This is a genomic window from Virgibacillus profundi (genome assembly GCF_002287375.1).
Taxonomy (GTDB): Bacteria; Bacillota; Bacilli; order Bacillales; family Amphibacillaceae; genus Virgibacillus_K; species Virgibacillus_K profundi.
In genome coordinates this window covers 14,107-36,452 of the sequence record NZ_NPOA01000011.1, presented here as the reverse complement: position 1 = coordinate 36,452, position 22,346 = coordinate 14,107, and the positions used below count along the sequence as shown (strand labels likewise).

Here is a 22,346-nt window from a genome sequence, read left to right as displayed (position 1 = left end):
GAGGTGCTAAGCAGATATAAATCCTTCAGATAAAGAGGGAATTTTACTTGTTCAATCATCAAAAGGGTAATGAAATCGATTATCCCTTATTTCGTACATTCCACCATACTTTTGGGCGAAACAAAATGAAAAATTAAAGGAACGTAAAAGTTAAAGATGCCTTGAGCGTCCTTTTTTTATGTAGGGGTGTTAATTTATAAAATAATGCTACATTGTATTAGCAAATGGCATCTCTTATTCTGTTTATTTCCATTAGAATTGGGATTGGCTTAAAGGGATTGTATTGTTATTTAGACAAAATCTCTCCTATTTCTCTGGAACGCTCAGTACCTCGTTTGATACCCTCAATTATCGATTCCTGAAATTTATATTGTTTTAGTATTTCAAAGCCTGCTTCCGTCACACCTTGAGGAGACATAACCTGTTTATACAATGTAGATGTTTCTTCTGATGAGGACTTGATTAGATGTGTTGAACCAATTAACGACTGAACAACTAATTGTTTAGACACTTCTTTTTCAAGCCCAAGCGCTTCTCCTGCCTTTTCCATTGCTTCAATTAAATAGAAAATATAAGCAGGAGCGCTACCCGCTAATGCAGTTACAGCATCTATCTCCTTTTCTGTTACGGTTGTCACAGATCCAATGGCATCAAAAAGATACGTAGCAATAAGTATATCCCTATTCTTTACATAGTTTCCTGGGGCTAATCCTGTTGCTGACTCACCAATAGCGGCAGGTGTGTTAGGACAAGCACGAATAATTGGTGCTTTATGTCCTAGTAGCTTGGAAACAAAAACACTAGAGATTACTGAAACTAAAGAAAGAAATAATTGATTCTCATAGGTATATGGTTTTATCTCTTCCATTGCTTTTGTAAAATTCTTTGGTTTCATGGCCAATATAACGATATTTGCATTGGAAAGTAATACTTTACGATCATATGTAACGTTAACATCATATTTTTTTTGTATTTTTTGAAGACGCTCTGCATTCCTGTTATTTGTTATCCATATTAGCTCGGGATCAACCAATTTGCCTTTAAGGAGTCCAGATATAAGTGATTCTGCTATTGTACCTGCTCCAATAAACGAAATTTTTTTGTTTGTTAACATATTAAACATGCCTCCCAGATCTTATTACTCCTTCACAATACCATTTTAACCTCTTCTTCCCTAAGCTTATTTTTTCTCGACCGATACAATTCTCCAATTGCTGCACCTCCTAAAATCAACACAGCTCCGACTATTTGCACAAGGCTTAACTTTTCTCCTAAAATGGCCGCTGAAAAAATCAATGCCGAAAACGGCTCCAAATATCCGAGGATTGAAACTGTCTGCACGGGCAAACCACCAATGGAAGAAAAATAAAAATAGCAGCCCATTCCAGTACATACAATGCCTAGTAGCAGTACTGGTATTAGATTTCCTTGTGTAATGTTTACTGAAAATCCCTGCTTCAAACCTATAAAAATTGCAACCGTTATAAAGCTCATAGTTAACTGGCACATAGCATTTTCAAGTCCTGTTATGCTTTTTGCTTTTTTATTAAAAATCACCATAATGGCATACATGAATGCTGATAATATTCCAAAAATCAATCCCCAAGAAGTTCCTTCCTGTGACAAAGCTTGCCCGTTTACAAAGAGCATTCCAATTATTACAGCTAGAAATCCGAGTAGTTTGCCGCCAGTCATCTTTTCCTTGAATATAAAGGGAGAAAGGACCATGACGATCACAGGCCCGCAATAATAAGCAAGGGTTGCAATGCTTACACCAATTTGTGCGAAAGCTTCATATAAAAGTATCCAGCTTACACCCATCGCTACTCCAGAGATCACTAAAAACAAAAAATGTGATTTGTTTTTCCAAAACTGTACCTTCTGCTTAGACAATGCAAATACTATAATCAAAAATATACTACCAATCAAAGTACGCAAATAAACAATTTCATAGCTGTTCAATAAAATATAACTTGCAACAATTCCGTTGGAGCCGAACAGGATCAATGCAGCTATATATTTGAAATATCCACCTTTCACTTTAATCACCATTTTTCCGATGTTTTACATTTCAATTATAGTAGGAATGTGCTTTTCATATGGCAGGAAATCATTTACAATCTGCTTTATTTTAACCTTCATATATCCGAAACTTATAGCTGTCTGGTGCCTTTTCCAACTTGAATTCTTATTAGTAATAACATATCATATTCATATATATTACAAAAACGAATGTTTGTCATGGTGTGCATGATAAAACCAGATGAGGAAGGAAAAGAGATATGAATATTCAAAAATATATGGCATTTGTCAAAGCTGCAGAATTGGGTAGCTTTACAAAAGCTGCTCAAAGTTTGGACTATACACAGTCTGGGATCAGCCGTATGGTTAACGATTTAGAAAAAGAATGGGGGGTTTTCCTTTTTGAAAGAGGAAGTGCCGGTATCAGTTTAACCTCGGATGGGTTAAAGTTACTGCCACAATTAAAGCGAATTTGTAATGAGCATGGAATCTTAACGACACAGATTGGAGAGTTACACGATATGCAGTCTGGTATGATTCGTATTGGGACATTTTCCAGTGTAGCAACCCACTGGCTTCCTAACATGATTAAGATTTTTAAGAAGGACTACCCAAAGATAGATTTTGAACTTCTACTTGGAGATTATACAGAAATTGAAAGCTGGATTTTAGATGGTCGTGTTGACTTCGGATTTGTGCGGCTACCCTCAAAAGCAGAACTTGAAACTATCTTTTTGGATCAAGACCGTTTGCTGGTAGTGCTTCCACAAGATCATCCGCTTGCTAATTACGAAAAATTTCCAATCAACGACTTATTGAACAATCCGTTTATGCTATTGGAAAAGGGAGCAAAAGCAGAAATCTCTGAAATTTTTAAGATGCACCATATTTCACCGCAAGTTCATTTTACAACATGGGATGACTATGCAATTATGTCTATGGTGGAAAACGGGCTAGGAATCAGTATATTACCAGAATTGATTTTACAGCGTATTCCTTACAAAATTATAGCAAAAGAGCTTGAAGTTCCTGCTTTTAGAAATTTTGGTATTGCTATGAGAGAGCAAAAGTCACTTTCCCTTGCGTCCAAGAGATTTTTAGAATATTTATCATATAAAAACCGGAATTAATCACATTGCTAAAACACTACATCATTTTAATCCTGATTTCTACTTCCACTTACTTAAACACATATGACAGTCTGTTTAAAATATCTCAAATCAGTGGTTTGCGCTTATATAAGGAACCATAAACACAAAAAAACCACCAACATATGTATTGGTGGAGACGGTGGGACATGCTATTCCATGCTTTCGTCATGGCACTGACTATATCTTTTTTCAATCCACGCATCTATTAAGGGTCGACTGTAACACAATAATGAAAATTCGATTTTATTGGCAATTCACTCCATACACAGACCAAAAGATGCGACAACTTTTATCTAAAGCGGTGTAATTTAGTTCATTCAATCTAGAATAACACTTTACTTTAAATTCCAGAAACATATATCTCTTAAAAAATGGAGCATAAAATTAATAAAAAAACCACCAACTTATGTATTGGTGGAGACGGTGGGAATCGAACCCACGTCCAGAGATATCGCCACTCAGGCTTCTACACGCATAGTTGGTATATTATCATTCGCTAACCTCTAGGCCTACCAACAGGCTTTGGAGTAGCTAGTCTGATTAAATTCAGCGACCATCCTCAGACGGTGGATTGCCGCAAATAGCCCGCTTCATTTGAGACCCTTCAGTACTGCTTCACGGGCGAAAGCAGGAAGGATCGCTTTAGGCTACTTACGCAGCTGCTAAAGCAGGTTGATTATTAGTTTTGCCAGTTATTAGGCGAGTAACGTTTAACGAGCCGTAGCCTCGACGCGCAACCTGAGCTCAATCTATCCCTGTCGAATCCGTAACGCCCCCATATAAAATGAGTAACGCTCGGTGGTAACTGAGCATTTATTAAAGTTCATCTCTTACTGAACATTTCCTATTATACCAGAAATCTCACTATAATCAAGGGCTGGAAGGTTTTACAAATTCCTATTTCAAATGATCCTTAATGGCTCTATCCACATCACGTTTCATTTGTTTACGTTTGAGATCTTCACGCTTATCGTATTTCTTTTTCCCTTTGCCCAGCCCGAGTAAAACTTTGGCATATCCATTTTTAATATATATTTTAAGTGGTACAAGTGCATAGCCTTGTTGCTGTGTCAGGCCGATTAATTTATCAATTTCCTTCCGATGCAAAAGGAGCTTACGGGTACGGGTTGGATCATGATTATAACGATTTCCCTGTTCGTATTCTGCAATGTGCAGATTGATCAATTTAATTTCTCCCCGATCAATTCTGGCATGGGAATCTTTTATATTCACCCGACCATTTCGCAGTGATTTAATCTCCGTTCCCTGGAGTACAATTCCAGCTTCATATGTTTCTTCTATAGAATAATCATGGGATGCTCTTTTATTTTGTGCGATTGATTTTCCGTGTCCTTTTGGCATACGACTTCCTCCTATTGCTTACATGGAACTCTATTTTACCAAACTTCCTGCAGCTATTCCAATTAAAAAAGGACAACAATCCTCTAAATAATTAACAATAGGCTTAAAGCCATCACAGCCATCCCACCAATTACTCCGTATATGGAGAGATGTGTCTCATCATATTTTTTCGCTGCTGGCAGCAATTCATCCAGGGAGATAAATACCATAATACCTGCCACCATCGCAAATATGACCCCAAATAAAACATCATTTAAAAATGGCATTAGAACCAGGAATGCCACAACTGCCCCAACCGGTTCAGCCAATCCGGATAAAAATGAAAGACGAAAAGCTTTCTTTTTATCATTTGTTGCATAGTAAATGGGTACAGAAACTGCGATCCCTTCTGGTATATTATGAATGGCTACAGCTATTGCTATTGCCAATCCCAATCCCGGATCCTGAATAGTTGATACGAATGTTGCTATACCTTCTGGAAAGTTATGGATACCAATCGCCAGTGCTGTAAAGACACCCATTTTTAATAGCTCCGGATCTTTTATTGCTGCTTCGGATTTTTTCATATCTTCAACCTTTTTAAGCTCATGAGGGTTCTTGCTTTTAGGAATAAACTTATCAATTAGAGCAATTAACAGCATTCCTGCAAAAAATGAGATAACCGTTATCCAGTATCCCACTTCTTCACCAAGATCTCCAACTAGTGCATCCTGTGCTTTCGGAAAAACATCAATTAACGAGACATAAATCATAACTCCTGCTGAAAATCCTAAGGCAATTGATAAAAATTTCGTATTTGTTGTTTTTGCGAAAAAAGCCAATAAACTCCCGATCCCTGTAGCAAGGCCAGCGAACAGAGTAAATACAAATGCAAGAATGACTTCATGTGTCATGCGCGGCTCCTCCTCTCTTGACTATAAACCGGATTATTTGAGGTAGATGTATTCTATATTATTTATGTGATATATAAATGCAACTTGTTTATATTAATCTTACTTTTATATTAGCTAATTTGTAGTATAGATAACAAATAGTTAGATGTCAACAATAAAGTTGGTTTAAGGCAAATTAATTTAATTAAATTATATGCATTGTTTTTTAAATGATGCATGTTTTATTTTAATTAGAAAACTTGCATTCGCCAAGCTTTTAGGCGAATGCCCTAGTTGCACTTATGTCGATAAGAAAGTTTTATACTTTCTTATCGACCAAAAAATCGCTGATCAGTTTATTATAACTGACCAGCGGTTTCGGGATCGCTTTTTGTTCAATTTTATTTACGTTGTTGTTTTGCTTTCCCTTTTTTAGGTTTTTTCTTCGGCTTCTCAGCACGGATCATTTCAAAGTCAACAGCGCGCTCATCTGTATTTACACTAATTACTCTTACTTCCACTTCATCACCAATCCGGTAAATATTGCCTGTTCTCTCACCGATCATGGCATGACTTCGTTCATCATGATGATAATAATCATCTGTTAAATGGCTGACATGAACAAGTCCTTCAATTGTATTTTCCAATTCTACAAACAAGCCAAAGTTTGTCACAGAGCTAATAACACCAGTGTATTCCTCACCAATTTTATCTTGCATAAACTCTGCTTTTTTCAAATCATCTGTTTCCCGCTCTGCATCCACAGCAGCGCGCTCCATCTCAGATGTATGTCTAGCAATCTCAGGGAGATTTTCTTTCCAGTGATTGATTGTTTTTTTATCCAATTGTTTGTCTATCAGATAGGTTCGAATTAATCGATGAACAATTAAATCCGGATATCGGCGTATTGGCGAAGTAAAATGTGTGTAAAACTCTGTCGCTAAACCAAAGTGTCCAATACTTTGCGGATCATATTTTGCTTGTTTCATTGAACGCAGCATAAGCTTGGATACAATCATTTCTTCAGGTTTCTCTTTCACTTCTTCGATCACCTTTTGCAATGCCTGTGGATGTATCTCATTGGCAGTTCCTTTAACTGCATATCCTAGTCCTGCTAAAAATTCGAAAAAACTATGAAGTTTTCCCTGATCCGGGTCTTCATGGATACGATGAATGAATGGAACATCCATCCAGTGAATATGTTCAGCTACCGTTTCATTGGCTGCCAGCATAAATTCTTCAATTAACCGCTCTCCAACTGACCGTTCACGCAGTACCACATCTTCAGGCTTTCCACTTTTATCTACAAGCACTTGTGCTTCTTTAAAGTCGAAATCAATGGCTCCTCTTCCCATTCGTTTTCCATTTAAAACAGAAGCGAGCTTTTCCATTTGTTCAAACATCGGCACCAGGGCTTTGTACTTGTCCCGTAATTCCTCATCTTTATCGACCAATATTTTATTTACATCATGATAGGTCATTCTTTCCGTAGTTTTAATTACACTTTGGAAAATATCGTGATTAACAACCTCACCAGCGGATGTAATCTCCATTTCACAACCAAGTGTGAGCCGATCCACATGAGGATTCAATGAACAAATACCATTGGAAAGTCGATGTGGAATCATTGGAATAACTCTATCCACCAAATACACACTTGTCCCACGTTCATATGCTTCCTTATCCATTGCGGAATCCTGCTCCATATAATAACTAACGTCAGCAATATACACACCAAGTTTATAATTTCCATTATCAAGCTTTTTCACCATTACAGCATCATCCAGATCCTTGGCATCTGCACCGTCAATGGTAACGATAACCTCATCCCGCAAATCTTTGCGACCAACCAGTTCGTCTTCGGAAATAGTTTCTGGTGTGTTTTTCGCCTGATCAAGCACTTCATCAGGAAAGTCAATTTTGATTCCGTGCTTATGAATAATTGAAATTATATCAATGCCGGGATCATTTTTATGGCCAAGAATATGGATGATTTCCCCTTCAGCACTTTTTCGGCCTTCAGGATATTTGGTAATATGTGCAATGACCTTATGACCGCTTACAGCACCGTTTGTCATACTTTTAGGGATGAAAATATCATTTGGAATCCGTTTATCATCAGCAATTACAAATCCAAAAGACCGATTATCTTCAAATGTGCCGACAACCTGTAATGTAGCCCGTTCCAGAATCCGAATTACTGTACCTTCCGGGCGATTCCCATTATCATCTTTCTTTTCCAGACGAACTAATACTTTATCTTTATTCATTGCTGAAGCAAGATCGGAATGATGTATATAAACATCTGTCTGGTTTTCATCATCTGGTATCAAAAATGCAAAACCTTTTGCATGCATTTGAATCCTGCCACGGACCAGGTTCATCTTCTCAGGCAGGCCGAAGCGGTTTTTTCTTGTTCGTACAAGTTCTCCACCGTCTTCCAGTTCATTTAAAGCTTTTACTAATTCTTTAAAATCAACTGCGTCCTCTATTTCAAGTACCTCTTCCAGCTCATCCACAGATAATGGCTTTGTTCCATTTTCTTTAAAAAACTCCCGTATCTTATCTATCATTCGCTCACCCTCTTTCCTTCCTATTGTTGACTTTTTTACCAAAAATAATCATTCATTCCAGTGAAGTGTTTCAAGGAATTGAAAAATATCTTCATGTAACTGTTCCTTTTCTTTATCCAAAGTAATCACATGTCCGGAATTTTCATACCACTTTATTTCTTTCTCGTCTGATTCGACATTGTCGTAAATGTAATCAGCACTTTTTGTGTTGATCATTTCATCTTTACGTGCCTGAACGACCAAAGCTGGTGTGTAAATTGTATCAATTTCATTTTTCACCTCTGTAATGAATGCAGCCAGGTGCTCAAATACATCTGTTGAATTTTCCATAAGTTCCTTTACTTCTGCCTGAATCGTCTCTTCGTCTTTACCTTCAAGCTGCTTGTACTCTTTTGAAAAAGATTGAAACCCTTCCGTTAATTGTGTTTCATTGTCAAAAAACATTGGGGAACACATGGTAATAATTGCTTTAGTTTCTTTAGAATAGGCAAGCTTTAAACCCAAAACACCGCCAAGGGAAAGCCCCGCTACAGCAATCTCCTCATAGCCAAGTTCCTTTAAATGCTGATATGCAGTCTGCACATCTTCCCACCATTCATCAGGGCTCGCTTTTATTAATTCCTCCGGTGGCAGTCCATGCCCTCTGTAAATCGGTGCATGGCTTGTATAGCCTTTCTTTTGTAAAAATCTCCCAAGCATACGCACATCTGCAGAATGTCCTGTGAACCCATGTAATAATAATACCGCACGTGGGCCCGCTTCAAACGTAAAAGGTTTTGGTTGTACTACTTTCATTAAAGTTCATCTCCTTAGCTGTTACCTACTATTTAAATTACCCTTTATTTTAGATTGTACATCATTTCTTAAACTAAAAACCCTTATCACGCTTTTGTGATAAGGGTTATTTTCCATTAAACGATATATCCACTTAGAAAAGCAAGTACGAAGAACAATACACCGGTAACTATTGTACCCCGATGTAAAACCAAGTCTAAGCCTCGTGCTTTTTGTTTTCCAAATAATTGTTCCGCTCCTCCAGAAATAGCTCCTGAAAGGCCAGCACTTGCTCCTGATTGTAATAAGATCAGTACAATCATTATAATTGAATTAATTACTAATAATATGTTTACTAAACTAGTCATGATTACGAAAGACACCCCCTGATCCGTTGAAAAGCACATGCCCTGCTTCGACCCCTGCAAGCTCTGCTTCAAGGGTGATTCGCTCAGAAACCTGACATACAAATACCTATAAGTTACTTTAGCATAATACTGTTTTATAAAGCAAGCTATATTTTTAGACTTTAATAATACCTTATACAAATTGGACGTTTCTACCATTTAATTTTATCATAATAAGTAAGACTTTGTACAGGATAGGATGGATAATAATATGGAGAAGACTTTTTGGATGAAGATGGATGATGACGTCGAGATTTATGTAAAAAAGTGGTTCACTTCGGTTGAAAAACCAAAAGCAATTGTACAGCTTTCTCATGGAATGGTTGAGCATATTAATCGTTACAAAGAATTTGCGGAGCATTTATTGGAAAAAGATATTTTCGTTTATGGAAACGATCACAGGGGACATGGCAATACCGGTGAAAAACAAGGATTACTTGGTTATTTTGCCGCAGAAGATGGTTTCACAAAAACAACAGAAGATTTATATGCCATCACGAAGCAAATTAAATTAGATCATCCACACACCCCTATATTTCTGATGGGACATAGTATGGGTTCTTTTATGGTGAGAAATTACCTGCAGGAATATAGTGGCGCTATTGATGGAGCTATATTGTCCGGAACCGGTTATTTTCCAAAACTAAAATCGCTTGCCGGTAAAAAGTTAGCAGAAATACTACCACCCAGGAAAGAATCCAAGCTTATGAATTCACTTGCATTTGGTACTTATAATAAAAAAATCAAACAAAAAAACACAGGCTTTGACTGGCTATCCGGTGATGAAAAAGCAGTTCAAATCTATATAGATGATCCGCACACGGGATTTATTCCTACTTCACGATTTTTCTATGATTTAATGTCAGGATTAATAACCATGAATAACCAGAAGCTGAATCACTCCATTCGAAATGACCTTCCATTATTAATCATAAGTGGGGATGCTGATCCAGTTGGGAATTATTCAAAAGGGATTTGGAAAACAGCGAATCTTTATGAAAAGATAGGTCTTGAAAACATTACAACAATGCTTTTCACAGATGGCCGTCATGAATTATTAAATGAATTGAATAAAGATGAAGTATATACTGCAATTTATCGGTGGATGGAGAATAATTTCTAAAAGTGAATTCTTTGTTTCAAGTCTTGTGCTTTCCTTGAATCTACCTGTAAATACGTATAAAATAGATGAGGAGTGTAATCATTGAAACTCATACCTTGAAAGGCGGAATAATCATATGAAGAATATCCAAGGAATCGCAGCATCATCAGGGATTGCCATTGCAAAGGCATACCATTTGGCTGCACCAGATTTAACATTTGAAAAAGTAGCTATAGATAATCCAAATACTGAAATTGAAAGATTAGATAAAGCTTTAGAAATTTCAAAGCAGGAACTGGAAAAAATTAAAGCACATACAAAGAAAGAACTTGGTGATGAGCATGCAGAAATTTTCTCAGCACACCTTCTTGTCCTGAGTGACCCTGAACTAATCAATCCTATTAAAGATAAAATTTCCTCCGATAATGTAATGGCTGAAGAGGCGCTTCAGGAAGTAGCCGATATGTTTATCGATATGTTTAAAAATATGGATAATGAATACATGCGCGAACGTGCTGCAGATATTCAGGATGTGACAAAACGGGTAATGGCGCATTTACTTGGGGTAACTTTTCCGAATCCCGCATTAATTGACGAAGAAGTAATCGTGCTTGCAAATGATTTGACCCCATCTGACACAGCACAATTAAATCGCCAATTTGTAAAAGGCTTTGCAACAGATATTGGTGGTCGTACATCACATTCAGCCATTATGGCGAGATCTCTTGAAATTCCGGCAATTGTTGGAACAAAAGAAATCACTACATCAGTTTCACAGGATCAAATCGTCATTGTTGATGGAAATGAAGGTATCATACTAATTGATCCATCTGATGAAGAACTAACAACATACCGCGGGAAACAGGAGGAATTTGCCAAGCAAAAAGAAGAATGGGCAAAGCTGAAAGAAGAACCAACCTTCTCAGGCGACGGTGAACAGGTTGAATTAGCCGCTAATATTGGTACACCGGAAGATGTTGAAGGTGTATTAAATAATGGTGGTGAAGGTGTCGGGCTGTACCGTACAGAGTTTTTATATATGGGTAAAAATGAATTACCTACAGAGGACGAGCAATACGATGCATATAAATCTGTACTGGAACAAATGGGTGATAAACCTGTTGTTGTACGTACATTGGATATCGGTGGAGATAAAGAATTAGATTATCTGGATTTACCAAAAGAACTGAACCCATTTTTAGGCTTCCGTGCTATTCGTTTCTGTTTGGAAAATGAATATGTCTTCCGTCCACAATTACGTGCACTACTACGTGCAAGTGTACATGGTAATTTAAAAATTATGTTCCCAATGATTGCGACACTTGAAGAATTCCGTCAGGCAAAAGCAATTTTATTGGATGAAAAAGAAGCATTAAAAAATGAAGGTGTGAAGGTTTCTGATCATATAGAAGTTGGAATAATGGTAGAAATTCCATCAACAGCTGTCATTGCAAAACAATTTGCAAAAGAGGTTGACTTCTTCAGTATCGGAACAAATGATTTGATTCAATATACAATGGCTGCTGATCGTATGAACACACAGGTTTCTTACCTATACCAGCCATATCACCCAGCAATTCTGAACTTGGTAAACAATGTTATTGAAGCAGCACACAGTGAAAATAAATGGGCTGGCATGTGTGGCGAAATGGCTGGCGATCCAATTGCAATTCCAATTCTTCTCGGACTTGGACTGGATGAATTCAGCATGAGTGCCACTTCTGTTTTACCTGCACGCACACAGATACGTGGGCTTTCCAAAAAGAATTTAGCAGCAAATAAAGATAAAATGCTGGCAATGGGAACTGCAGAGGAAGTTGTGGAATTTGTTAAGGAATTAACAGAATAACTGTATGGAGCGCTTAGTCCGAGGAGGGCTGAGCGCTTTTTTATGCGTATGGTGCGGGTTTGTGTGGGCTGGTGCGTGACTCACCTTAATCCACTATAACTTCCATCTTCTCCTCTATCGGAGTTCTTTCTTTATCACGTGGTACTCTTTCCGGATAGCCTATCTGCATAACTGCTGCAATCTGCATTTCATCAGAATTCAACCCAATAGCCTGTAGAAATTCCGGGTCATGCATGTATGGTGTGATTGTCCAAAGCATTCCAACACCATACTCCCATGCTGCCAGCTGAGTGTTTTGGATAAATGCACAAACAGCAGCGTATTCCTCTTCATAGCGAACAGGATCATCTTCTCTCTTCAAATATATAACAGCATGATGTGGAATTGCTAATAAAAACTTTTCCATCGACTCTATCATATGCAGTGTCTTTGGATCATTATCTTTTTTTATCATTCCAATCCGCTGATAGCTTGATATAATCGCATCTACAAATTTCTGCTTCCCCTTCTGCTGATACAATTTAATATTCCAGGGCTCTTTCATATAATGTGTGGGGGCATAGGAGCCATATGTGAAAATTTCCTTTATTATTTCCGGTTCAACTTCCTGCTCTTTAAATGTATGTATGGATCTTCGCTCTTTTATTGTTTTTAAAATATCGATCGTGCTCACCTCTCTCTAAAAATAGAGTAGCACATTTATCGATAAACTATAAAGAGTGATAGCATATTTTGCTATCACTCTTAAACTTAAATCCCTTTATTAAAACCTCTGTCCTGTCATGATCGTCATGAAATCAGTATAGAATTTTTTATAGTCCATATTGAAAGCGATGCGATGTCTTCTTACTTCTTCCTCAGTCTCTTCTTCTGTCTCGGCGAGTGTAACATATGGCCTTAAATCTGCAATACTTTGCCCGCGTTCTATACCTGTCTGGCCCTGAACAATAACAACAGGCAAGTTTTGAAATGTAAACATATCTTCATGGATGGTTGCCATTACTGTCAGAACATCGTGAAGTGGACTCCCTTGAACATTGGGATTTCTCTTTTTATAAAAATCATAATAATAATCAATTAACGGCTTCACTATATCTATTTCTCCAACACTATCAATATAGTCTACCATTTGAGGCGTAGCAATTGCCTTTTCCGTAACATTCAGAGGAATGATGGTAACATTTTCGGCATAGGTAAGAACCACTTGAGCTGCTACAGGGTCACCGTGAAAGTTTGCTTCAGACACTGCCGTTACATTTCCCGGGACCCAAAACGCACCACCCATAATGTAAAAAGCATTTACCTTACTCATTAATTCACGGTACAAAATAAACATAGTAGCAAGTGATGTCAGTCTGCCAATATTAACAATAATTAATTCATCCTGATATTGCTTTATAATATCAACTATTTCAAAAAAATTCTCACTTATGTCTTCCATCCCATCGGTGGGGGGAATAATTGGCCCCAATCCATACTCCCCATGTATCTCAGGAACGTATTCCGGAAGTTCCCCTGTCATAGGGATTTCAGCACCTGATATAATTTTTATATCTTCCGTTGCCTCCGCTTTAAATAAACTTTTCACATAACGGATATTAGCCAAAGCATTCTCCCTTGAGATATTTCCATAGTCTGCAACAACACCAACTACATCAACATCTTCATTAAGATAAGCATAAATAAGCGCAACAGTATCATCAATTCCTATATCACCGAATAACAGTACCTTTTGTGCCAAATAATCCCCCCTGTGGTAGATCTCTTTACAGTATATTAAACAATTGATTTGTCCTATACCATTTGGGGCGATAATTTGCTTCATGTATTATTAGTAATCGGCTCTTTATGAAAATTTTGGGACTGCACATCGTTCACCTCACCAAAATACTGGGACTGCGCACTACTCGCCCCATCGAAACCATTTGTTACTTTTTAACCTTCACAGTTGATGTAAAGTGCGACGTAACTCGAGATTGATTCCAATAACATGTGCTATTGCTGCCGTCCGGGATCGCTCCGGGCGGATGCTTTCCGCGGGCACGGCCTTAGCCTCCTCGAGAAACCCACTCTGCGGGGTCTTCGGACACGTGCTATTCCCGCAGGAGTCACCGCCCTTCTCTCACCCGAACTGGTGGGGTGGTTTGATGTTTTGTTTATTGTTTATTAATTCAGTTCATCGATATTAACCGGAATACCAGCGGAGGAAACACATTGAAGACTCCTGCGGGAGGAAAGGCATAGGTGAGACCCCGGAGTGCGTAGCACGAGGAGGCTCACCAGCCGCCCGCGGAAAGTGAAATGTGTTTCCGTAGCGAATCCCTGCTCTCAACCAGCGTTTGCAAATGAATTTTCACTGTGTCGCACTTTCTATCGACTACGAGGTAGATAACCACAAGTCTTTTGATAGGGCGAGTAATCGCAGTCCCAAATCACTTCGGAGCAGTGCGCAGTCTCAATCTGCCAAAACAAAAAGAGACAGATCACTCTGCCTCTTCTTATCAAAAGTTTTATGAAATTTATTTTTTCAAGTTATAAAATGCAGTTTCACCGGCATATTCGCCCATACCTGCAAGTTCGTCTTCAATACGTAGTAACTGGTTGTATTTTGCTACACGGTCTGTACGTGATGGTGCACCTGTTTTGATTTGGCCAGCATTTGTTGCTACAGCGATATCGGCAATGGTAGCATCCTCTGTTTCACCGGAGCGGTGTGAGATTACTGCTGTATAGCCAGCACGTTTTGCCATTTCAATTGCTTCAAATGTTTCTGTAAGTGTACCAATTTGATTCACTTTAACCAGAATTGAATTTCCTACGCCTTGCTCAATACCTTGAGAAAGTTTTGCAGTGTTTGTTACAAATAGGTCGTCACCTACTAATTGCACTTTATCTCCAAGACGTTCTGTCAATAATTTAAAGCCTTCCCAGTCGTTTTCATCAAGTCCATCTTCAATTGATATGATTGGATATTTTTCTACCATATCAGCATACCAATCCACCATTTCTGCAGATGTGCGGACAACCCCTTCTCCTTTAAGGTTGTATTTACCATCAGCATAAATTTCAGATGCGGCAACATCCATAGCCAGTTTTATTTCTTCGCCTGGTTTGTAGCCGGCTGCTTCAATTGCTTCAACAATTGTTTGAAGTGCTTCCTCGTTTGACCCCAGGTTTGGAGCAAATCCGCCTTCATCCCCAACTGCAGTGTTATGACCTTTGGATTTCAATACATTTTTCAATGAATGGAAAATTTCTGTACCTGTACGCAATGCTTCCTGGAATGTTGGTGCTGCCACAGGCATTACCATGAATTCCTGGATATCTACGTTGTTGTCAGCATGTTCCCCACCATTTAAAATGTTCATCATTGGTGTTGGAAGTGTCTTAGCATTAAAACCACCTAAGTAGTTATATAAAGGAATCTCAAGATAGCTTGATGCTGCATGAGCTACTGCCATGGAAACACCCAGAATTGCGTTTGCACCCAGATTTCCTTTGTTTTCTGTCCCATCAAGTTCAATCATCAGATTATCAATGATGTTTTGACGAGTTACGTCATGGCCAAGTAATTCCGGAGCAATTACTTCATTTACATTCTGAACAGCTTTTAGAACACCTTTGCCTAAATAGCGTTCTTTATCCCCATCACGCAGTTCAACAGCTTCATATTCACCTGTTGAAGCACCACTTGGAACTAATGCTGCACCAAATGCACCTGATTCTGTAAATACTTCTACCTCTACTGTCGGGTTCCCGCGGGAGTCCAATACTTCACGAGCATAAATGTCTGTAATATATGGCATTAAAATCTCTCCTTTATTTTTAGTGGCTATGCACTTAATTGTATAATGGTTTCACAGATAAGAAAAGCTCGGGCTTCCATTTAGTCAAATTTTCTATTTAATTAATGATGTCCCGGTCATTTCTTTCGGTTTTTCCAGTTGCAATAAATCAAGCAATGTCGGGGATAGATCTGCTAATTTCCCTCCATCACGTAATTCAATACCTTCTTTCGTTACGATAACAGGAACAGGGTTCGTCGTATGTGCTGTCATCGGATTCCCTTCAAGGGTAACAACCTCATCTGAGTTACCGTGATCAGCTGTAATAATCGCATTCCCGCCAAGTTCTTCAATCTTATCAACAATTTTCCCAAGACATTCATCAACAGTTTCGATTGCCTTAATTGTTGGTTTTAACATACCTGAATGTCCAACCATATCCGGGTTTGCAAAGTTTAATATAATTGCATTTTGCTGACCTGAATCAAGCTCCTCAAGTAGTGCATCAGTAACTTCATATGCACTCATCTCCGGCTGCAGGTCGTATGTTGCAACCTTTGGTGAGTTGATTAATATCCGTTTTTCACCAGGAAATTCCTGTTCACGCCCACCACTCATGAAAAATGTCACATGTGGATATTTTTCTGTTTCCGCGATGCGTAATTGCTTCATTCCATTTTGCGCGAGTACTTCACCAACGGTATTATCTAGATTTGCAGGTTCATATGCGACATAGCCATCAACTGTTTCACTAAAGCTTGTCAGCATAACAAAATCCAGATCTTTGGGAACATTCTCTCCACGGTCAAAATCACGGAAGTCTGCGTTTGCAAATGTACGAGAGATCTGAATGGCACGATCGGGACGGAAGTTATAAAAAATAATGGAATCATTATTCTGTACTTTTCCAACAGGATCGCCATTTTCATCTGTAATCACAGATGGAATTACGAACTCATCATAAATTCCATTTTCATAGGAATCATGAATTACTTCCATTGGTTCCTGGTATTTCGGACCAGCACCATTCACCATTGCATCATAGGCTTTTTTCACACGATCCCAACGCTTATCACGATCCATTGAATAATAACGTCCGGAAACTGTAGCGATTTTACCAATGCCCAATTCCTTCATTTTATCCTCAGTTTGTTTAATATAATCGCCAGCCGTTTGCGGGCCAACATCACGACCATCTAAAAACGCATGGACATATACATTTTCCAGTCCACGATCTTTCGCTAATTTTAGTAATGCAAATAAATGATTAATATGGCTGTGGACACCACCATCTGATAATAAACCAAAAAGATGTAATGCTTTATCATTCGTTTTTGCATGATGGATTGTTTTCAGAAATGCTTCCACTTCAAAAAAGTCGCCTTCTTTAATTGATAAATTTACACGGGTCAAGCTTTGATAGACCACGCGTCCTGCGCCGATATTTAAATGGCCAACCTCTGAATTACCCATTTGTCCTTCAGGAAGTCCAACAGCTTCACCACTTGCTGTTAATTGACTATGCGCATATTCATTCCATAATCGATCAAAATTCGGTGTATTTGCTTGCTTGACTGCATTTCCACTTACTTCATCACGGAAAGCAAATCCGTCTAAAATAATTAATGCAGCTAAATTTTTTTGATTCATTTCGTACCTGCCTCCACAAGCTGCAGGAAGGATTCTGCTTCAAGACTTGCGCCTCCAACCAATGCACCATCGATATCGGATTGTGTTAGTAATTCTTCAATATTCGCCGGTTTCACACTGCCACCATACTGAATAACTACTTTTTCTGCTGTCTCAACTGTTGATACTTCTTTTACAACGTTACGAATATGACTGCAGACCTCATTAGCATCTTCACTTGATGCTGTTTTCCCAGTACCGATTGCCCAAATTGGTTCATAAGCAATAATTGTTTCTGCCACTTGTTCATTGGATAGTCCTTCTAATGCATTTTTCACTTGATCTCCAACATGATTCATCGTTTCATTTGCTTCACGCTGCTCAAGTGTTTCACCTACACATACAATCGGAGTTAATCCATGGTTAAATGCTGCATGTGTTTTCTTGTTTACCGTCTCATCTGTTTCAGCAAAGTATTCACGGCGTTCGGAATGTCCCAGTACGACGTGTGTTACACCAATATCTTTAAGCATAACCGGACTAACCTCACCAGTGAAGGCACCGTTATCTTCAAAATGCATATTTTGTGCACTGATTTTCACATCTGATCCTTTTGATTTTTCAACCAATGAAGCTAAATAAGGAAATGGTGCACAAACAATTGCTTCTACATTGTCACTTTTAGGTACTTTAATAACTACTTCTTCAACAAAACCATTTGCTTCAGATAATACTTTATTCATTTTCCAATTTCCTGCAATTACTTTTTTACGCATGGTATCACCTCTCCATTAAAATTTTTATTTATTATTTAAAGCTTGTACACCTGGAAGGACCTTACCTTCCATAAACTCAAGAGAAGCTCCGCCACCTGTGGATACATGATCCATGTCTTCAGCAAAGCCAAACTTTTCAACAGCTGCAGCAGAATCTCCGCCACCGATTATGGAATAGCCATCCGTATTTGCCAAAGCTTCAGCTACAGCTTTTGTTCCACCTGCGAATGCATTCATTTCAAACACACCCATTGGACCATTCCAAAGGATAAGCTTTGAATCTGCTACAATCTGACTGAATTTCTCGCGGGTTTGTGTACCAATATCCAATGCTTCCCAGTCGGCTGGAATTTGATCAATTGGAACAATTTTTGTATTAGCTGTTTCGGAAAAATCGTCTGCAATAACTGCATCGACCGGAAGAACAAGATTAACATCCTTTTCCTCTGCCTTTTTCATGAATTCCTTGGCCAGATCAATTTTATCCTCTTCCAATAAGGACTTACCAATTTCGTGACCTTGTGCTTTGATGAAGGTGTACGCTAATCCACCGCCAATAATTAAGTTATCTACTTTATCCAATAGATTATCAATAACATTTATTTTATCTTTAACCTTCGCTCCACCAATAATTGCGGTAAATGGACGCTCCGGATTTTCCAATGCTTTTCCTAAAACATCGATTTCCTTTTCCATCAGGCAACCAGCAGCTGAAGGTAATTTTTCTGCAACACCTGTAGTTGATGCATGTGCTCGATGTGCTGCACCAAATGCATCATTCACAAAGAAATCAGCCATATCTGCAAAACTCTGTGCTAATTCCGGATCATTCTTTTCCTCACCAGCTTCAAAACGAACATTTTCAATTAATAATAGATCGCCATCACTAATTTGAGATAAAGCTTCATTTACTTCTTTACCATATACAGCATCTGTTTTCACTACATCTTTTCCAATTAATTCACTTAATCGCTCAGCAACAGGATCCAGACGTAATTCTTCAACTACCTGACCTTTTGGCCTGCCAAGATGACTTGCCAAAATAACTATAGCACCTTGTTCTGATAGATAATTGATTGTTGGTAATGCTGCTTTGATCCGTGTATCATCTGTAACTACCCCATCTTTCATCGGTACATTAAAATCAACACGGCAAAAAACTTTCTTTCCTTCTACATTAAGGTCTTGAAGTGTTTTTTTATTCATTTGTACACCCTCCCAAATCTAAGGCTTATGTAACTCAGATACCATATTAGGTTTTCCCTGAATTGTATTCTTTTAATCATTATAACCCATCAAAGGCCTAAGAACCTTTAAAGTATAAAATTAAAGCGGAGGAGGAATGTTATCCTCCTCCGCTTGCTATAAAATCCTATAGTCCTTTTTCTTTCATAAATACTGCTAAATCTACACAACGAGATGAATATCCCATTTCGTTATCGTACCATGAAACAACTTTAACCATATTGTCTTCCATAACCATTGTAGATAATCCATCAACAATTGAAGAATGTGGATTTCCAACGATGTCAGTAGAAACAAGTGGCTCTTCACTATACTCAAGAACACCTTTCAATTGGTCTTCTGCAGCTTCTTTAAATGCTTTATTTACATCTTCAGCTGTAACATTTGTATCCAACTCAGCAACTAAGTCAACTAGAGAACCGTCCGGTGTAGGAACGCGAACTGCCATACCGTTTAGTTTGCCGTTAATTTCAGGTAGTACCAGTCCAACTGCTTTAGCAGCTCCGGTTGTTGTTGGAATAATATTTTCTGCTGCTGCACGTGCACGACGATAGTCTTTATGCGGCAGGTCCAGAATTTGCTGATCATTTGTATAAGAATGGATTGTTGTCATTAGTCCACGTTTAATTCCGAAAGAGTCATGCAATACTTTAGCGAATGGTGCTAAACAGTTAGTTGTACATGATGCATTGGAAATAATATTGTGTTTGCTTGGATCGTATTGGTTATCATTAACACCCATAACGATTGTTAAGTCTTCGTTTTTCGCAGGTGCTGAAATAATTACTTTTTTCGCTCCGGCTTCAATGTGTTTTTGAGCATCTTCACCGCTTGTAAAACGACCAGTGGATTCGATAACTACTTCTACTCCAAGATCTCCCCAGCCAAGGTTTGCTGGATCACGTTCTGAAAGTACTTTAATTTCACTACCACCTACAACGATGTTAGAGCCATTTACAGATACTTCTTCTTCCAGTTTTCCATGAACTGAATCATATTTTAATAGGTGTGCAAGCATATTTGCATCTGTTAGATCGTTTACTGCTACAATTTCCACTTCATTATTCTTAAGTGCCTGACGAAATACATTACGTCCAATTCTTCCAAAACCATTAATACCAACTTTTACTGCCATGTATATTCCTCCTAAATTTTTACTTTATATTTTTGTTTAAATTTATTTAAAGGGATCTTCCCTTAAAATCTGTTTCGCTGCTGCCTCATCTGTGATAAGCAGATCACTTTTGCCCTGCTGAAAATAAGAAGCTATTGCTTTTCCTTTGGATTCTCCACCAGCTATTGTAATGACATAATCAATCGAAGCTAAATCTTCCAGTTGAATACCAACTGTTCTGACCTTATGAACAATAGATCCCATAGCGTTAAAATAATATCCAAATGCTTCACTAACCGCTTTATTTTCTTTCAGCTTCTTAGCAATGGATTCCGGCGTCTTCCTTCTTTCAGCCATTGTAAAAGCATCACCAATCCCGTGCAAAATCACATTAGCACCTTTAATCTGGTTTAACGTTTCATTAATGGTTGGCTCGTTGATAATCGTTTGATAAGCAGATTCACTTAGCGGATCCGGCACATATAACAAACGATAGTCTCCTTTTGCTCCTTTGGCCATTTCAGCAACAATTGTATTTGCCTGATTTTCTGCCTTCTCACCAATTCCTCCACGTGCAGGTACAAACAAGTAGCTGTCTTCTTTGGTTAATGGTGTCATCGCTTCAGCTACAGCAGCCATTGTGGTGCCACCTGTTACAGCAATCGTATGATTTGCCTTGATAACTTTTTTCAAAAAAGCTATACATGCTTTTCCCATTTCCTGTTTTACCCATTCATATCTATCACTGTTTCCCGGAACAATAATAATATCCTTCACATGTAATTTATCCTTGATTTGCTTTTCTAAAACATTTAATCCAGCTATTTCACTCATAAATTCCGCTAGCTGATCAAGAATTATTTTACCCTCTTTTGTAATATACATTCCTTTTGTCGTTACTAAGATGAGACCTTGTTCATTTAAAAAATCGATCTCACTTCTCACATTGCGTTCTGTTAAATTTGCATTCTCTGCAAGTCCCCTCCTGCCAATTGGCTGAAAAAGATCTACACTATGCAAAATAGAATACCTCTGCTGCATAACTTCCAAAAGGTCAGGTACTAGTTTTTTCTGCAAATCAATTAAAGCTCTCATGAAAAGACTCCTATTCGATGGACACGAAAAGTCCCGGATGGTTATATTATGTCCCAGTTAGGATAAAAAAATAAGCTTTCTTACAAATTAATTATAGCATAGTACAAATATTATTCAATTTATTTGCATGTGTTAAATATTTATATGCTGTATAACAGCGAACTTATAAAAACACCTTATTCGAAATGCTTCATATTTTCTTCTTACTTACGCTTTAATCGTCTTAATTTTTTTAATGAAATAGTAATGTTTGTAGAGGGCGAGTGCCACAAGGAGAATTTGCACGATAAGGATATCCACAAAAAATACTGAAAACAAGATAAAAAAATCAGCAATTAAATTAATCCGGATTTTCTCTTTAAGTAGCATACCTCTTTTTTGGCGAAATCCTACGATGTATTTTTCGTATACCCAGGTACTTTTAAACCATTTATCGATGCGTTTGGAGCTTTTGGCAAAGCAAAAAGATGCGAATAAAAGAAACGGACCGCCTGGCAGCACAGGTAACACAATACCTGCAATACCTATTCCGAATGATATAAAACCAAGGGTAAAGAATAAGATGTTTTTCATTATTTCAATCCTTTTAT

The 22,346-nt window shown here is 38.0% G+C and carries 19 protein-coding genes and 1 other RNA gene; 3 read left to right on the top strand and 17 right to left on the bottom strand.

Annotation, left to right across the window (positions count from 1 at the left end):
• Positions 1-286: 286 nt before the first annotated feature.
• Together proC and CIL05_RS15150 are read right to left on the bottom strand one after the other, a co-directional pair.
• Entirely contained in the window at positions 287-1,114 is an 828-nt protein-coding gene (gene proC, locus CIL05_RS15155) for a pyrroline-5-carboxylate reductase (RefSeq protein WP_165769143.1), read from the bottom strand.
• Between the two features lie 32 nt (positions 1,115-1,146).
• On the bottom strand, positions 1,147-2,040 hold the full coding sequence (locus CIL05_RS15150) for a DMT family transporter (RefSeq protein WP_095656393.1): 894 nt from the start codon (positions 2,038-2,040) through the stop codon (positions 1,147-1,149).
• Between the two features lie 242 nt (positions 2,041-2,282).
• Here CIL05_RS15150 and CIL05_RS15145 point away from each other — a divergent pair, with 242 nt between their 5' ends.
• Entirely contained in the window at positions 2,283-3,152 is an 870-nt protein-coding gene (locus CIL05_RS15145) for a LysR family transcriptional regulator (protein ID WP_095656392.1), read from the top strand.
• A 433-nt stretch (positions 3,153-3,585) separates the two neighbouring features.
• Here the strand turns inward: CIL05_RS15145 and ssrA are convergent.
• The 6 genes from ssrA to secG form a co-directional block, all read right to left on the bottom strand.
• Positions 3,586-3,950, bottom strand: a transfer-messenger RNA (tmRNA) gene (gene ssrA / locus CIL05_RS15140).
• A 120-nt stretch (positions 3,951-4,070) separates the two neighbouring features.
• Positions 4,071-4,535, bottom strand: a complete 465-nt coding sequence (smpB, locus tag CIL05_RS15135) for an SsrA-binding protein SmpB (RefSeq protein ID WP_095656391.1) — start codon at positions 4,533-4,535, stop codon at positions 4,071-4,073.
• 83 nt (positions 4,536-4,618) lie between these two features.
• Positions 4,619-5,428 carry a zinc transporter ZupT gene (gene zupT, locus CIL05_RS15130; protein WP_095656390.1) on the bottom strand — a complete coding sequence of 270 codons (810 nt, stop codon included), beginning with the start codon at positions 5,426-5,428 and terminating at the stop codon, positions 4,619-4,621.
• A 380-nt stretch (positions 5,429-5,808) separates the two neighbouring features.
• Positions 5,809-7,980: a ribonuclease R gene (rnr, locus tag CIL05_RS15125; RefSeq protein WP_095656389.1), complete on the bottom strand. Its 2,172-nt coding sequence runs from the start codon at positions 7,978-7,980 to the stop codon at positions 5,809-5,811.
• A gap of 48 nt (positions 7,981-8,028) precedes the next feature.
• On the bottom strand, positions 8,029-8,775 hold the full coding sequence (locus CIL05_RS15120; RefSeq protein WP_095656388.1) for an alpha/beta hydrolase: 747 nt from the start codon (positions 8,773-8,775) through the stop codon (positions 8,029-8,031).
• Positions 8,776-8,891: 116 nt separating this feature from the next.
• Positions 8,892-9,122, bottom strand: coding sequence for a preprotein translocase subunit SecG (gene secG / locus CIL05_RS15115; protein ID WP_095656387.1), 231 nt, complete (start codon positions 9,120-9,122; stop codon positions 8,892-8,894).
• Positions 9,123-9,372: 250 nt separating this feature from the next.
• Between secG and CIL05_RS15110 the strand changes: the two genes are divergently transcribed.
• Together CIL05_RS15110 and ptsP are read left to right on the top strand one after the other, a co-directional pair.
• Positions 9,373-10,284 carry an alpha/beta hydrolase gene (locus CIL05_RS15110; protein WP_095656386.1) on the top strand — a complete coding sequence of 304 codons (912 nt, stop codon included), beginning with the start codon at positions 9,373-9,375 and terminating at the stop codon, positions 10,282-10,284.
• 115 nt (positions 10,285-10,399) lie between these two features.
• Entirely contained in the window at positions 10,400-12,112 is a 1,713-nt protein-coding gene (gene ptsP / locus CIL05_RS15105) for a phosphoenolpyruvate--protein phosphotransferase (RefSeq protein WP_095656385.1), read from the top strand.
• An 85-nt stretch (positions 12,113-12,197) separates the two neighbouring features.
• Here ptsP and CIL05_RS15100 read toward each other — a convergent pair whose 3' ends face one another.
• The 9 genes from CIL05_RS15100 to CIL05_RS15060 all read right to left on the bottom strand — a co-directional run bounded on the left by CIL05_RS15100 (position 12,198) and on the right by CIL05_RS15060 (position 22,329).
• The gene (locus CIL05_RS15100) at positions 12,198-12,785 is read right to left on the bottom strand and encodes a nitroreductase family protein (RefSeq protein ID WP_240510209.1); all 588 of its coding nucleotides are present in this window, start codon (positions 12,783-12,785) and stop codon (positions 12,198-12,200) included.
• A gap of 90 nt (positions 12,786-12,875) precedes the next feature.
• Positions 12,876-13,853, bottom strand: coding sequence for a nucleoside hydrolase (locus CIL05_RS15095; protein ID WP_095656384.1), 978 nt, complete (start codon positions 13,851-13,853; stop codon positions 12,876-12,878).
• A gap of 778 nt (positions 13,854-14,631) precedes the next feature.
• Positions 14,632-15,918, bottom strand: coding sequence for a phosphopyruvate hydratase (gene eno / locus CIL05_RS15090; RefSeq protein WP_095656383.1), 1,287 nt, complete (start codon positions 15,916-15,918; stop codon positions 14,632-14,634).
• A gap of 93 nt (positions 15,919-16,011) precedes the next feature.
• Complete coding sequence (gpmI, locus tag CIL05_RS15085) at positions 16,012-17,547, bottom strand: 2,3-bisphosphoglycerate-independent phosphoglycerate mutase (protein ID WP_095656382.1); 1,536 nt, start codon at positions 17,545-17,547, stop codon at positions 16,012-16,014.
• Entirely contained in the window at positions 17,544-18,302 is a 759-nt protein-coding gene (gene tpiA / locus CIL05_RS15080) for a triose-phosphate isomerase (protein WP_095656381.1), read from the bottom strand. The genes gpmI and tpiA overlap by 4 nt, the downstream gene beginning before the upstream one ends.
• Positions 18,303-18,326: 24 nt before the next feature.
• Entirely contained in the window at positions 18,327-19,508 is a 1,182-nt protein-coding gene (locus tag CIL05_RS15075; RefSeq protein WP_095656380.1) for a phosphoglycerate kinase, read from the bottom strand.
• Between the two features lie 166 nt (positions 19,509-19,674).
• On the bottom strand, positions 19,675-20,682 hold the full coding sequence (gene gap / locus CIL05_RS15070; RefSeq protein ID WP_095656379.1) for a type I glyceraldehyde-3-phosphate dehydrogenase: 1,008 nt from the start codon (positions 20,680-20,682) through the stop codon (positions 19,675-19,677).
• Between the two features lie 42 nt (positions 20,683-20,724).
• On the bottom strand, positions 20,725-21,756 hold the full coding sequence (locus tag CIL05_RS15065; protein WP_095656378.1) for a sugar-binding transcriptional regulator: 1,032 nt from the start codon (positions 21,754-21,756) through the stop codon (positions 20,725-20,727).
• A 207-nt stretch (positions 21,757-21,963) separates the two neighbouring features.
• Positions 21,964-22,329: a YbaN family protein gene (locus CIL05_RS15060; RefSeq protein WP_095656377.1), complete on the bottom strand. Its 366-nt coding sequence runs from the start codon at positions 22,327-22,329 to the stop codon at positions 21,964-21,966.
• Between the last annotated feature and the right edge of the window lie 17 nt (positions 22,330-22,346).